This is a genomic window from Sphingomonas sp. IC4-52 (assembly GCF_020707225.1).
Taxonomy (GTDB): Bacteria; Pseudomonadota; Alphaproteobacteria; order Sphingomonadales; family Sphingomonadaceae; genus Sphingomonas.
On sequence record NZ_JAJFEU010000005.1, the window covers coordinates 270774 to 284188 of the forward strand.

Annotated in this window: 12 protein-coding genes; 6 read left to right on the forward strand and 6 right to left on the reverse strand. The window is 68.4% G+C overall.

The features are described 5' to 3' along the window. Positions 1-37: 37 nt before the first annotated feature. Positions 38-340 carry an alkylphosphonate utilization protein gene (locus tag LK535_RS13825; protein ID WP_227772511.1) on the reverse strand — a complete coding sequence of 101 codons (303 nt, stop codon included), beginning with the start codon at positions 338-340 and terminating at the stop codon, positions 38-40. A 162-nt stretch (positions 341-502) separates the two neighbouring features. On the opposite strand from LK535_RS13825, the gene LK535_RS13830 reads away from it, so the two are divergent. Further along, positions 503-1657: an acyl-CoA dehydrogenase family protein gene (locus tag LK535_RS13830; protein WP_227772512.1), complete on the forward strand. Its 1155-nt coding sequence runs from the start codon at positions 503-505 to the stop codon at positions 1655-1657. A gap of 6 nt (positions 1658-1663) precedes the next feature. On the opposite strand, the gene LK535_RS13835 is transcribed toward LK535_RS13830, so the two are convergent. The 4 genes from LK535_RS13835 to LK535_RS13850 form a co-directional block, all read right to left on the reverse strand. After that, positions 1664-2341, reverse strand: a complete 678-nt coding sequence (locus tag LK535_RS13835; protein WP_227772513.1) for a TetR/AcrR family transcriptional regulator — start codon at positions 2339-2341, stop codon at positions 1664-1666. Positions 2342-2694: 353 nt separating this feature from the next. Continuing rightward, complete coding sequence (locus LK535_RS13840; RefSeq protein WP_227772514.1) at positions 2695-3492, reverse strand: DUF2189 domain-containing protein; 798 nt, start codon at positions 3490-3492, stop codon at positions 2695-2697. A 230-nt stretch (positions 3493-3722) separates the two neighbouring features. Next, entirely contained in the window at positions 3723-5030 is a 1308-nt protein-coding gene (locus LK535_RS13845; RefSeq protein ID WP_227772515.1) for a sensor histidine kinase, read from the reverse strand. After that, a complete protein-coding gene (locus tag LK535_RS13850) occupies positions 5027-5680 on the reverse strand; it encodes a response regulator transcription factor (RefSeq protein ID WP_227772516.1) in 654 nt (217 codons plus the stop codon). The genes LK535_RS13845 and LK535_RS13850 overlap by 4 nt, the downstream gene beginning before the upstream one ends. A gap of 75 nt (positions 5681-5755) precedes the next feature. Between LK535_RS13850 and LK535_RS13855 the strand changes: the two genes are divergently transcribed. From LK535_RS13855 to LK535_RS13870, 4 genes are read left to right on the forward strand one after another with little or no spacing between them, the layout of a single operon-like run. Further along, positions 5756-6880: an efflux RND transporter periplasmic adaptor subunit gene (locus LK535_RS13855; RefSeq protein WP_227772517.1), complete on the forward strand. Its 1125-nt coding sequence runs from the start codon at positions 5756-5758 to the stop codon at positions 6878-6880. Further along, positions 6880-9951: an efflux RND transporter permease subunit gene (locus LK535_RS13860; protein ID WP_227772518.1), complete on the forward strand. Its 3072-nt coding sequence runs from the start codon at positions 6880-6882 to the stop codon at positions 9949-9951. Before LK535_RS13855 ends, LK535_RS13860 begins: the two co-directional genes overlap by 1 nt. Further along, a complete protein-coding gene (locus tag LK535_RS13865) occupies positions 9948-10247 on the forward strand; it encodes a DUF3240 domain-containing protein (RefSeq protein WP_227772519.1) in 300 nt (99 codons plus the stop codon). The genes LK535_RS13860 and LK535_RS13865 overlap by 4 nt, the downstream gene beginning before the upstream one ends. Beyond that, positions 10244-11461 (forward strand): TolC family protein, encoded by a 1218-nt coding sequence (locus LK535_RS13870; RefSeq protein WP_227772520.1) that lies wholly within the window; start codon positions 10244-10246, stop codon positions 11459-11461. The genes LK535_RS13865 and LK535_RS13870 overlap by 4 nt, the downstream gene beginning before the upstream one ends. Positions 11462-11509: 48 nt before the next feature. Here LK535_RS13870 and LK535_RS13875 read toward each other — a convergent pair whose 3' ends face one another. Next, positions 11510-12070, reverse strand: coding sequence for a hypothetical protein (locus tag LK535_RS13875; protein WP_227772521.1), 561 nt, complete (start codon positions 12068-12070; stop codon positions 11510-11512). A 289-nt stretch (positions 12071-12359) separates the two neighbouring features. Here LK535_RS13875 and LK535_RS13880 point away from each other — a divergent pair, with 289 nt between their 5' ends. After that, positions 12360-13361, forward strand: a complete 1002-nt coding sequence (locus LK535_RS13880) for an NAD(P)H-dependent flavin oxidoreductase (protein ID WP_227772522.1) — start codon at positions 12360-12362, stop codon at positions 13359-13361. The last annotated feature ends 54 nt before the right edge of the window (positions 13362-13415 follow it).

Sequence of the window (13415 nt, forward strand, 5' to 3'; positions counted from 1 at the left end):
CAAGCCAGGGCTGTGGCGCGCGCCGCGAGGAAAGATGTCAGCGCTTGCGGACGAATTCCGCCCGAAGAACGAGGCCCTTGATCCCCTCGTACCGACAATCGATCTCCTGCGGGTCTCCGGTCAGGCGGATCGACTTGATGAGCGTGCCGCGCTTCAGGGTCTGGCCGGCGCCCTTGACGTCGAGATCCTTGATCAGCGTGACCTGGTCGCCGTCCGCAAGCACGTTGCCGACCGCATCCCTAACCTCAACCTCGGTTTCGGACTGGCGCTTGGCGGCCAGTTCGGACGCGGGCACCCACTCGCCGCTATCCTCGTCGTACACATAGTCATCGTCGCTCATGCCGTGTCCTTAGCCCTTCGATCGGCCTGGCCATAGGGGGCGGTGCGGGGTGTTGCCAACGCTGGCGGGGGACAGGATCCCGACTGCGCACCTGACAGTAAACAGAATTGTCATTGTGACGACATTGTGCGACCTGATGCTGATCATCAGGAGAGAGCAGACGTGACCACCCTTATCGCCAGCCGCGAGCATTGGCTGAACGCCGTCGACGGGATCGTGGATCAGCTGGAGCGCGGCGCACCGGCGGCGGAGCTGTCGGGGGAGCCGACGGCGGAGGTGGTGAAAGCGCTGTGCGACGCCGGGTTGATGGATCTGAAGGCGCCGCGCGAGGTGGGCGGCGCGGAAGCGGACTGGCCGCTACAGATCGCGGTGTTCGAGAAGGTCGCCTATCACAATCTCGCCGCGGCCTGGTGCCTGATGCTTTACGTCGACAACACCGGCAAGGCTGCGGCCTTCCTGCCCGACGAAGGGCTGGCGCGGCTGTGTGATGGCGGGCCGCTCCCGGCGGTATGCGGCGGCGGTGGTCTGATGATGGGCGAGTTGACCCCGGTGGAGGGCGGCTATCGTCTCAGCGGCCGCTGGATCTACGGCAGCGGCATCCACCAGGCGCAGTTCGTGCAGATGACCGCCCGTGTGGTCGGCGGCGGGCCGGAGGTGATCCAGTGCGTCGTGCCCCGTGCCCAGTTGCAGCTGGTCGACAACTGGCAAGTCATGGGCCTCAAGGGTACCGGAAGCTGTGATTTCATCGCTGACGACATCTTCGTGCCGGCTGAGATGACCTATGTCGCGGGCAGCACCGCGCGGCGCGGCGGCGCTTTGTTCCGGCTCGGCACGTTCGGCTATGCCGGTCTTTGCATGCCGGCGGTGATGGTGGGCGCGGCGCGCCGGGCGCTCGATGATCTCGGCGCGATGGCAGCGGCAAAGTCACGCGGGTATGCCGTAAAGACGACGCTGGCCGAGCGCGGGGCCTTTCAGGCGTTTCTGGGCGCGGCGGACCTGAAGCTGAAGGCGGCACGCGCGCTCACCATCGACATGGGAAAACGGCTGCTTGCCGACGCGGAGCGGCTGGGCAACAGCCCGGAGCGCAACGAAGCGGAGGCGCGCGCGGTCGGCACCTATTGCTCCGACGTGACCGTCGAGGTGATGAACCGGATCGTCGCTTATGCCGGCGGGGAGGGGATCCGGGCCGGCCATCGCTTCGAGCGGACGCTGCGCGACCTTCAAACCGCCGCGACCCATATGTTCGTCAGCGATATCGCTTACGAAACCCACGCGCGGTTCGTGATGGACCTGCCCGACGTGAAGATGGTGGCGTAAGCCGGGTCAGCGCGCCCAGGGAAGGCGGGACGCGGCCGCCGCGATGCGGTCGGCGCCCTCCCGGGCCGCCTCCGCGGCACGATCCGGCGTTGTGCCGAGCCCGCGCAGCAGCTGAAGGCTCAGGTCCACGACGTAACTGTCCCCCGCCGCCTGATCCGACGCCAGCCGCCGAATCCCGCCGAGCAACCCGCCGGCGAACAGGTCCGTCGCGACATCCAGCGACGGAAACTCGAACACGCCGGTCCTGCCCCCCGCACCGATCGTGTCGTGGAGCACGGCGCGCAGTGGCGGTGTGTCCAGCACCTGGCTGGAGCTCGATACGAAGGTCGCCCATTCCCTGTCGCCGCTGGCGCGCCCCAGCAGCAATTGGGAGCCGATTGCCGAGCCGAGTACCGGATCGTCCACGTCGGAAAACGTCAGGCGCGCGGCATCGACCAGTTCGGCCACGAGTTGATCGATCAGTTCCCCGATCGCCGCCTCCAGGGAGGGATAGTATCGGTAAAAGGCGCCGCGCGACACGCCTGCCTCCCGCACCACATCGTCGATCACGGCACGGCCGCGATTGGCGCCGCCGCACACCTTCATGGTCGCGGCGAGCAGGCGAGCGCGCATCCGGTCACGCCGTCCTTCCGCGACGCGGGACCGGAAATCAGGCTTGGCGATGGCGGTAGGATTGCTGGTCATATGGCGGTGATAGCCACGTCCTGCCGTCGTGACCAAGCGGCTTGGTGCGGAATTCGCCTGATGTCCTCTCAGGTCCACTGCATCAAGGAGGCCCCGGCGTAAGCGTCCGGGCCGAGGTTTGACGGAGGTGAGCGGCTTTCGGGGCGGGTCCGAAGCGCCGCGATCACGGTGGTCGCGTTCCGCTCAAAGCGGTCATCCCGCACTGTCCGGACAGGGCGCCTAGGATCCGCTCAGCTCGCCCTCAACGAGCGCAGCGAGCCCTGCCGGCATGTCGCAAGGGACAAGCGGTAAGGGCGCTGTCAGGCGCCGGGTCGGCCGCCTCGCCAACCTTCATGGCGAAGCGGCAGTGCGGATCATCGCTCGACGAGCATGCCGTAAAGGTGCCACGTCGCGTAACCCAGAACGGGGAGCACGACGGCAAGTCCAATAAACAGCGGAATGGTGCCCGCCACCAGCAGGGCGGCGACGATCAACCCCCAGCGCAGCATGACGCCCGGATTGGCGGTAACGGCGCGGATCGAGGTTCGCACCGCCGCGACCCCGCTGACCGGCTTGTCCACCGCCATCGGCACCGACACCACCGTCAGCGCGAGGGTGAGCGCCGCGATCAGCGCGCCGGCAGCATTGCCGAGCAGGATCAGCGTCCAGCCCTCTGGCGTGGTGAACAGGGCACGCAGGAAGCCTTCGACGCCCTGCGGCTCCAGCCGGCCGAGCGTCGCCTCGTACAAGGTCCAGGCGATCAGCAGCCAGGCGAAGAACAGGACGATCAGCATCGCCCCGATCGCCAGCACGCCGTGCCGCCTCGCCGGCTGAAGCGGGTCGAGGAAATGCGACCAGCCCGCCTCGTCGCCATCGGCGCGTCGCCGCGCGATTTCGTAAAAGCCGGCGGCGACCAGCGGTCCAAGGATCGAGAGCCCCGCCACCAGCGGGAAGAAGAGCGGCAGCAAGCGGTCGCCGACGGTCACCACCGCAACCAGCAGGCCGACGAGCGGATAAAGCACGCCCACGAACAGAAGGTCACCGCGTTTGGCGAGGAAATCATCCCAGCCGAGCCGCAGCGCGCGGCGCAGGTGCGCTGGCTCGATCCTGCGGACGGCGGGCAGGGCTTCGGTGTCGATGGTATCGGATGGAAAAACTGTGTTCCTGATCATGGCAGGCACTCGCGTTCTGCAAGCGGGGGCATCATGCCCTCTGTCGCCATCATGCTCGCGGCACCTTCGGTGGCGATTGGCGCAATATATACCTGGTTGGCGCCGGGCGCGATCCTGGAAGTGAGGGCTGATAAAGTAGATTTGCGATCACCAGCCCCGCGGTCTTCGCCGTGCTTGGCCTGCGGCGGGATCGAACGCTTGCGCATGTCCACCGACCGGGCAGCCGGGCATCAGAACTGCATGGCGGCGCGCAGCCCTCCTTCCGGCGAATCTTCCAGCACCAGCCGCGCGTCGTAGAAGCGCAGCAGGTCGGCCGTGGCCGCGAGGCCCAGACCAGTGCCGGGGGTCGCCGGATCGAGCCGGGTGCCGACATTCGTCACCAGGGCACGCTGATCGGGGGGAATGCCGGGGCCGTCGTCGGAAATCTCGATCCGGTTGGCGCTTCCCGTGATCGTGACGCGGGTTCGGGCCCATTTAAACGCATTGTCGATCAGGTTGGACAGCATTTCCGCCAGATCACCGCCATCACAGGGAAGGCGAAGGGCAGGGGGCAGCTCCGCTGTCACCTCGATCGCGCGATCCGCGTGCAGCCGTCGCATCGCCTCGAGGATGCGCGCGAGTAGCGGCTCGACCGCTGTCAGGGTGCCAGCACCGCGGGTACCGGCAGCGGCGGCGCGGGCGAGATGATAGTCGATCTGGCGCTGCATGGTCCGACACCGTTCCAATAGGAAGGCGGCGCTTTGCGTCTGGCCGGCAATCTCAAGCTGCTCAGCCTCGTCGGCGATCAGCGCCAGCGGCGTGCGCAGATTGTGCGCCAGATTGCCCGATTCCGTCCGCGCCCGCGCGATCAGCTGCGCCTGCCCCTCGAGCAGCGCGTTGAATCGGGTGACGACGGGCACGAATTCGGCGGGCACATGCGGATCGAGCCGTTCGATCTCACCGTTGCGTAGCCGGTCGACCTCCTCGCCGAGCCGGCGAACGGGCGCGAGGCCGAAGCGGACCATCAGCCCGGCTCCGCCCAGCAGCAGCAGGCCCACCACCGCCATCGACAGCGTGAGATCGAGGCGGAACTGATCGACCTGTTCCTCCAGCAGATGCTGGGCGGAGGCGATCGTGACGGTCAGCGGCTGTCGCTCGCGCACGATATGGGCGCTACGCTGAAGCACGTCCTCCTCGCCGGCGCGCCCCTGGTGCCAGGCGTCGTCCGGCGCCGGGATCAGCCGTGGACCGCCGGCTAATGACGGGGAGAGGGCGCTGCCGCCCGGGCCGCTGACCTGCCAGTAAAGGCCGGACCGGCCGACGTTGAACTGCGGGTCGGACAGCGGCTGGCGCACCACCGGTCGACCTTGCGGATCGAAATCGATGAGCGCGGTCAGCTCGTCGAGATGATGGTCCAACTCGGTTTGGAAGCGGTCGGTGGTGTGGCTGCGGTAGAGGTATCCGATGAACAGCCCGGCCAGCAGCACCGCCAGGATCACGCCCAGCGCCGACCCGACGATCAGCCGCAGCCGCAGGCTGTTGTGTAGCGGCTGGTTCATGCCCCGATCCGATAGCCGAGGCCGCGCACCGTCAAGACATGCTCGCGGCCGATCTTGCGGCGCAATCGGCCGACCAGCACCTCAATCGCATTCTCGTCGCGCTCCTCGCTCAGCGGATACAGGCTGTCGATGATGCTCTGCCGCGTCAGCGTGCGCCCGGCATTGTAGAGCAGCAGCTGCAACAGGTGGAACTCACGCGCGGTCAGCGGCACCGGCCGGTCGTCCAGCCACGCCTCGCCCGATGCCGTGTCGATCGCGATCCGACCGGCGGCGATCCGCGTCGCGCTATGCCCCGCCGCCCGCCGCGCCAGCGCGTGGATCCGCGCCACCAGTTCCTCGGTGCGCACTGGCTTGACGATGAAATCGTCCGCGCCCGCGTTCAGCCCCTCGACCTTTTCCTCCCACCCGCTGCGGGCGGTCAGGATCAGGATCGGCGTCGCGATGCCCTTTGCCCGCAGCGCCCGGACCAGCTCGATCCCGGACATGCCCGGCAGGCCGACGTCGACCACCAGCACGCTGAAGCCGTCGCTGGCAAAATCGACCGCATCCTCTGCCCGGCTCAGCCACTCGCACGTCATGCCGTGCCGCGCGAGATTGGCGACCACCCGCTCGGCCAGCGCGGCTTCATCTTCGACCAGGAGAATTCGCATGGCTCATCCTGACAGGTTCCTGTCAGGTTGCGAAGCTACCGGCGCGCCCAGGATAACAACATCGGGGCGTCTTTCATGGTCGGCAACTGGCGACAGCCGCTGCTTCTCGCGCTGCTCGGCACGCTCGCTGCGTGCGGCGGCAATGAAGCGGTACCGGCCGGCGACAACCTGGCCGCCACCAGCAACGCCGCGGCCGCCGCAAAGCCCCCCCTCGCCTTGTCGGCGGCCGAATTCGCCCGGATTGGTGTCACGTTCGCTCCGGTCGAAAGCGTCAGCGAGCTCCCGGTCGCCACCGTTCCCGCCACGCTCGCACCCCCGCCCAACGCCCGCGTCGCGGTCGCCGCCGTCATCCCCGGCGTCGTCACCCGCACGATGGTGGTGGAGGGCGACAGCGTGCGCGCCGGCCAGCCGCTCGCCACCGTCGCCGCGCGCGAGATGTTCACCCTCGCCGCCGGGATCGACCAGGCCGCCGCACGTGTCGCCGTCGCCCGCGCCAACGATCGCCGCCTGGGTCAGCTGGCGCGCGAAGGCGTGATCGCCGGCTCGCGCGCTGACGAGGCACGCGCCGCGCTGCGCGAGGCGGAGGCGGAGCTGAACGAACAGCGCCGCATCGTCCGTCTCGTCAACGGATCGCCCAACCGCGGCAGCTATACGCTGACCGCACCGATCGCCGGCAAGATCACCTCCGCCACGATCACCACCGGCAGCCCGGTGAGCGAGGCGACCTCCGCTTATGTCATCGACGCGCAGGGCCGCTACGAGCTGACCGCGCAGCTGCCCGAACGGCTGCTGGGGCAGGTCCGCCCCGGCATGAAGGTGCGCGTGCCCGCCTCCTCCGGCGAGGACGTGCGCGGCGAGGTGACCAGTGTCGGCACCGTGATCGACCCACAGACCCGCTCCGCCACGTTGCGCGCGCGCCTCCCTGCCAGCGCCGGGGTGGTCTCCGGTCGTGCGGTCTCCGCGACCCTCTATGCACCCGCGGCGGACGGGGGGGCGATCGCCGTTCCCGCCGCGGCCGTCACCGATGTCGACGGCAAGCCGAGCGTATTCGTGCGCACGCCGCAGGGCGCAGCGGTCCGCACGGTCGCGACCGGCGACCGCGCCGACGGCCGCATCGTCATCCGCTCGGGGCTTCGCGCGGGTGAGCAGATCGCGGTCGCCGGGGTGAGCGAGCTCAAGTCGATCGCAGGGCAGAACTGATGCTGCGATCGCTCGTCGCCTGGTCGCTATCTTACCGACTGGTCGTAATCGGCCTGACGCTGGTGGTCGGCGTGCTCGGCGCGCTTGCCTATGCCGCGCTGCCGGTCGACGCCTATCCCAATATCGCGCAAACTCAGGTGAAGATCATCCTGAAGGCGCCCGGCATGACGCCGGAGGAGGTAGAAACCCGGGTCATCGCGCCGATCGAATTGGAAACGCTCGGCCTTCCCAATCAGGCGACGCTGCGCTCGACCGCCAAATACGCCATCGCCGACATCACGATCGACTTCACCGACGGCACCGACATCTACTGGGCGCGCCAGCAGGTCGGCGAGCGGCTGGCCAACGTCATGGCCGACATGCCTGAGGGCGTGACGGGCGGCATGGCACCGATCTCGACGCCGCTGTCGGACGTGCTGATGTTCACCATCGACGGCCCGCTGTCGCTTGCGGAGAAGCGCGAGCTGCTCGACTGGACGATCCGCCCCGCGCTGCGCACGGTGCCGGGCGTCGCCGACGTCAACGCGCTGGGCGGCTTCGTGCGCACCTACGAAATCCGTCCTGACGCCGCGGCGCTCGCCGCTGCGCGCCTGTCGGTCGACGACCTTCGCAACGCGATCATGCGCGGCAACCGCAACGACGGTGCGGGGCGCATCGCAGCGGGCGAGGAGGCGCTGATCGTCCGCGCGGTGGGCGCGATTCAGAGCGCCAGTGATGTCGAGCAGATGGCCGTCGTTGCGCGCGATGGCCGCGTCGTGCGGATCGGCGACGTCGCGACCGTCGGCACCGGCTCGCTCACCCGCTATGGCGGGGTCACTGCGCACGGCAAGGGAGAGGCGGTGCAGGGCCTCGTCATGGCACTGCGCGGCGCGGATTCGCGCAAGGTGGTCGACGGCGTGCGCGAGCGACTGGCGGAGCTGGAACGCAGCTTCCCCAAGGGGACGAAGATCACGATCTTCTACGACCGCTCCGACCTCGTCGGCCGCGCGGTGCAGACCGTGCAGAAGGCGCTGATCGAGGCGACAATCCTTGTGGTCGTGCTGCTGATCCTGTTCCTCGGCGACTGGCGCGCCGCGGCGATCGTCGCGACGACGCTGCCGATGGCGGCGCTGACGACCTTCCTCTTCATGCGCGGCATGGGGCTGTCGGCCAATCTGATGAGCCTCGGCGGCCTCGCCATCGCGATCGGCCTGCTGGTCGACGGTGCCGTCGTGGTGGTCGAGAATATCGTCGAGCGATTGAACCGGCCCGGTGAGGAAACCGCGCCGCGGCTCAACATCGTCTATCGCGCGACGGCGGAGGTGGTCGTGCCGGTAACCGCCGGCCTCGTCATCATCGCGCTCGTCTTCCTCCCCTTGCTTTCCCTGCAGGGGCTGGAGGGCAAGCTTTTCGCCCCCGTCGCGCTCACCATCATGTTCGCGCTCGCCGGCTCGTTGCTGCTCGCGCTGACGCTGGTGCCAGTCCTCGCCTCTTACGGCCTCAAGAGCGGTCATCATGGCGAGCCATGGGTGATGCGGCAGCTCGCGCCCCGCTACCATCGGCTGCTGACCGGTGCGTTCGGGCGCAAGAAGCTGGTCTATGCCCTCGCCGGCGTCGGGCTGGTCATTGCCGGCCTTGCCTATGGCGCGGTCGGCAAGACGTTCATGCCGACCATGGACGAAGGCTCGGTGGTGATCCAGATCACCAAGCTGCCGACCGTCGGCCTCGACCGCTCGCTCGATCTCACCTCGCGCGTCGAGCGGGAGCTGATCGGCAAGGTGCCCGAAGTCACCGGCGTCATTTCGCGCACCGGCACCGACGAGATCGGCCTCGATCCGATGGGCCTCAACGAAACCGACCTGTTCGTGACGCTGAAGCCGTCGAAGGAATGGCGCGGCGACCGCGAGTTCGTCGTCGCCGAGATGCGCCGCGCGCTCGAAGGGATGCCGGGCTTCGATCCCAGCTTTACCCAGCCGATCGAGATGCGCGTCGCCGAAATGCTTACTGGCGCGCGCGGCGACCTCGCGGTCAAGATTTTCGGCCCTGATCTGAAGACGCTGGCCGGGCTGGCGGGACGCATCCAGCACGTCCTGCAATCCACCCCGGGCGCCGCCGAGGTGCTGACGGTCGCAAACGAGAATATCGACTATCTCCAGCTCGATATCGATCGCACCGCCGCGGGCCGCGCCGGCATGCCGATCGACCAGTTGCAGGACACGCTGCGTGCGCAGCTGGAGGGGCTGCCCGCGGGCATCGTCGCCGAGGGGCAGAAGCGCGTGCCCGTGATGATCCGCAGCAACGACGGCACCCGCGACGACGCCACCCGCTTCGCCGATCTTCAGGTTACGACGCCGAGCGGCGAGCTGGCCCGGCTCAGCGATCTGGCGCGCGTGGAAAAGACCGAGGGGCCGATCCGCATCGATCACGAAAGCGGCTCGCGCTACGCGCTGGTGCAGGCATTCGTGTCGGGGCGCGACCTCGTCGGCTATGTCGACGATGCCCGCGCGCGCGTCGCCGCCGAGGTTCCGCTGCCGCAGGGCTATCGCCTCGAATGGGGTGGGCAGTTCGAGAACCAGCAGCGTGCCTCCGCCCGGCTGGCGACGGTGATCCCGATCGCGCTCCTGCTGATCTTCCTCGTCCTGTTCGTGACCCTGAAGTCTGTGCGGGGATCGCTGCTGATCCTCGCCAACATTCCCTTTGCCGCGGTCGGCGGGATCGTCGCCTTGTGGCTGACCGGCGAGTATCTTTCGGTCCCCGCCTCGGTCGGCTTCATCGCGCTGCTCGGCATCGCGGTCCTGAACGGGCTCGTGCTGGTCGCCTATTTCCGTCAGCTGCGCGAAGACGGCATGCCGATGGCGCAGGCGGTACGGACGGGGGCGGAACGCCGGCTGCGCCCGGTAATGATGACCGCCAGCATCACTGGCTTCGGCCTCGTGCCCCTGCTCTTCGCGACCGGGCCGGGATCGGAGATCCAGCGTCCGCTCGCGATCGTCGTGATCGGCGGCCTCGTTACCTCGACGCTGCTGACGCTCGTCCTTCTTCCCATCCTCTTTGAACGATTTGGCGAAAGCCGGAAGGAGCTGGCCGCATGAGCCGCGTGCTGCTTACCTTGACCTGCGGGGTCGCCGATGCGGAGGCGATCGCCTCGGGCCTGCGCGACGGGCTCCACGTCCCCGTGCACCAGCGCGCGGAAACAGTGCTCGGCCGCGACTTCGACGACGCCGGCACGGTGGAGCGGGTCGCCGGCGCGCTCGCCCGCATCGCCATCACGCTCGACATTCCGGCGGATCAGGTGCCGCAGGCGCTGGGCATCGCCACCGCTGCCCGCCGCCGCCTGCCGTTCCGCTGGCACAGTGTCGCCATCCTCGATGCGGGGCGGATCGCATGAAATGGGCATGGCTGCTGCTCGCCGGCGCTGCACTGCCGGCGATGGCGCAAACCAGCGATCTGCCCCCCGCCGATCTCGTCATCCGCGTGCTCGACAATGCGCCCGGCGTCGCTGCGGCGACCGCGCGGATCGGCGCGGCGGAGGCGGAGGCCGACGCGCTTCGCCGCGGCCCGCACGAAATCACCGCGCAGGGCACGCTGTCGCGCCGCCGCGTCGATCGCGAGGGCAATTTCGTAGAGTATGACGCCACGATCAGCCGCGCCTTCCGCCTGCCGGGCAAGGCCGCACTCGATCGGCGGGCCGGCGCGCTTGGCGTTGATGTCGCGCAGAACCGGATGGAGGATGCCCGCCACCAGGCCGCGCTGTCGCTCGCGACCTTGTGGTACGACTGGCTGCTCGCCGCCGACCTTCATCGCAACGCGACGAAACTGGTCGAGAACCAGCGCGCCTTGGTCGCCGCGACCGAGCGGCGGGTACAGGTGCGCGACGCGGCCGAACTGGATCTGCAACAGGCCAGCGCCGCGCTCGCGCTGGCCGAGGCGCAAGTGGCCGAGGCTGCCGCCGGCCGCGATCGCGCCCGCGCGCTGCTCGAAACGCGCTTCCCCGACCTGCCGCTGCCCGCCGAGGCCCCGGTGCTGGCCGCTCCCACCATCCCCTCAGAGGGCCTGCTCGAGCTTCAGCGCCTGATCGTCGCCCGCAGCCATGAAATTGCCGCCGCCGCGGGTACGGCGGAGCGTCAGTCGATCCTCGCCAGGCGCGCACGGGCGGACCGCGTCGCTGACCCCTCGCTCGGCGTCCGCCTGTTCAGTGAGCGCGGCGGCGAGGAACAGGGCGCCGGCCTCTTCGCCTCGCTCCCGCTAGGTGGCGGGTACCGGCGCGCGCTGTCCGATCAGGCCACCGCCGAGGCCGGCGCAGCGCAGGCGGAGAGAGTCGCGGTGGAGCGCGAGGTCAGCGGCAATGCCGCAGCCGATGTGGCGGAGTTCCGTGCCCGCCATAGTGCCTGGCTCGCGGCGCAGGCGGCGGTCGAACGGTCCGAGCGCAGCGCCGCGCTGGCTGCGCGTGGCCAGCAGTTGGGCGCCATCGACCTAGCCGACCGACTCTATGCCGAGCGGCAGGCGAACGAGGCGCGTGCTCAGGAACTCACGGCCCGCGCCGCGGCCGCGCGGCTGATCCTCAAGCTGCGCATCGATGCGCATACCCTTTGGATAGACTGATCACCTGAGTGTCGCGGCGCCCGTCTGGGAGCAAAGGCGCCGCGACGCTCAGCGAGCGACCAGCATCGGAGCGGCCACCGGCGCCGATGCGCGGGCGAGGGCGAAGGGTACGTCTTCCTCGACAAAGCCGCGCAGCATGGTGCCGGCCGGCATCTCCGCGCTCTTGCCCGTCATGAAGAAACCGGCGGGTGCGAACACCACGGCCGACACTGCCACGGCGCCGGCCGTTCCTGATCCGCCCTTGCTGTCGAACGTGCCGGACAAGCGGATGGTACGGCCATTCGCGTTCACGCTCAGCACGCGGCCGACGATCCGACCGGACTTGCCCCACATGCCCTTGTTGCGAACATCGGTCAGCTCGCCGATTGCCGGGCTGCCGACCGGAATGATAACCGCACCATTGACGGTGACGGCTTCTGCGACCTCCAAACGCACGCGATCGTTGATGCGCGCGATTTTCTCCTTGGTCGTAAGTCCCTCGATGAGGCGCAGCGCGACCGGCGTTCCCGCGCGCAAGACATTGGGCGATGCCGCCGGGATCACGACGGCGGATTGGGCGGTCGCCGCGACAGGCGCGAGCAGCAACGCAGCAGCAAGCAGAGTTTTCATCGCAAATCCCTTGGGCATGAAGGCTAGCAGGTCAGATCCTGCGATGCGCGTCTTGTACGGGATCAAGCGGGAGCGCTTGATCGAACCGCGACGACGACGACCAAATTGCGCCGGGAACGGCCGCACGGCGGACGGAACCATCTGGTAGATTTCGCAGCCGCCTGTGCGCGGTTCAGCGACAGGAGCTGAGGTTGGGACCTCGCAAGGCGAACCCTCTTGCCCGCCACCTGTTTCCTTGCGACCTCAACGCAGGACCACCAGATCGGGGGCGACACAGGAGGGGACGAACGTGGCATTTCATACACGGATCACGGAGCTGCTCGAGATCGAGCATCCCATTGTTCAGGGCGGCATGCAGCAGGTGGGCCGGGCGGAACTGGCCGCGGCCGTCTCGAATGCAGGTGGGTTCGGCATCCTCACCGGCCTGACCCAGCCAACGCCCCAGGCGCTACGCGACGAAATCGACCGCTGCCGGGCGATGACGAGCAAGCCATTCGGCGTGAACATGACCGTGTTCCCGACTATCAACTCGCCCGATTACAAGGCCTATGCGCAAGCGATCATCGATGCGGGGATCAAGGCGGTGGAAACCGCCGGCACGCCCGCCGTCGCCGAGCTGTGGGAGATGTTCAAGGCGAACGGTATCCGGATCCTTCACAAGTGCACGTCGGTGCGCCACGCGCTGTCGGCCGAGCGCAAGGGCGTGGACGTTATTTCGATCGACGGGTTCGAATGTGCGGGCCACCCGGGCGAGGACGACATTCCCGGCCTGATCCTGATCCCCGCGGCGGCGGACAAGGTGAAGATCCCGCTGATCGCCAGCGGCGGCATCGCCGACGGCCGCGGCTTCGTCGCGGCGCTCGCGCTGGGCGCGGAAGGGGTGAACATGGGGACGCGGTTTTGCGCAACGCAGGAGGCGCCGATCCACCCGCGCGTGAAGCAGGCGTATGTCGACAATGACGAGCGCGGCACCAACCTTATCTTCCGCAAGTTCCACAATACGGCGCGGGTAGGGAAGAGCGCCGTGTCCGATGAAGTGGTGCGGATCACCGCACAGCCCGATTCCACGTTTGCGGACATCCAGCACCTGGTGTCCGGCGCGAAGGGGCAGATCGTGATCGAGCAGGGCGATCTGGACGCCGGCATCTACTGGGCGTCGATGGCGCAGGGCCTGATCCACGACATTCCCAGTGTCCAGGAACTCATCGACCGGATCATCGGGGAAGCCGACGCGATCGTGGCGCAGCGCCTTTCCGGGCTTTTGGAAGCGAGGGCTGTCGAACCCGCGTGAATCTGGCGGGCAGCGGTTTCCGGGCGGCCGATGGCTGTTCCGGGGGAGGCTGTC

Excerpts from the sequence above, each read along its gene's own strand:
- LK535_RS13840 (WP_227772514.1), bottom strand. The coding sequence starts at position 3,492 with ATGATCAGGAACACAGTTTTTCCATCCGATACCATCGACACCGAAGCC.
- LK535_RS13860 (WP_227772518.1), top strand. The coding sequence starts at position 6,880 with ATGCTGCGATCGCTCGTCGCCTGGTCGCTATCTTACCGACTGGTCGTA.
- LK535_RS13825 (WP_227772511.1), bottom strand. The coding sequence starts at position 340 with ATGAGCGACGATGACTATGTGTACGACGAGGATAGCGGCGAGTGGGTG.
- LK535_RS13870 (WP_227772520.1), top strand. The coding sequence starts at position 10,244 with ATGAAATGGGCATGGCTGCTGCTCGCCGGCGCTGCACTGCCGGCGATG.
- LK535_RS13835 (WP_227772513.1), bottom strand. The coding sequence starts at position 2,341 with ATGACCAGCAATCCTACCGCCATCGCCAAGCCTGATTTCCGGTCCCGC.
- LK535_RS13875 (WP_227772521.1), bottom strand. The coding sequence starts at position 12,070 with ATGAAAACTCTGCTTGCTGCTGCGTTGCTGCTCGCGCCTGTCGCGGCG.
- LK535_RS13865 (WP_227772519.1), top strand. The coding sequence starts at position 9,948 with ATGAGCCGCGTGCTGCTTACCTTGACCTGCGGGGTCGCCGATGCGGAG.
- LK535_RS13850 (WP_227772516.1), bottom strand. The coding sequence starts at position 5,680 with ATGCGAATTCTCCTGGTCGAAGATGAAGCCGCGCTGGCCGAGCGGGTG.
- LK535_RS13855 (WP_227772517.1), top strand. The coding sequence starts at position 5,756 with ATGGTCGGCAACTGGCGACAGCCGCTGCTTCTCGCGCTGCTCGGCACG.
- LK535_RS13845 (WP_227772515.1), bottom strand. The coding sequence starts at position 5,030 with ATGAACCAGCCGCTACACAACAGCCTGCGGCTGCGGCTGATCGTCGGG.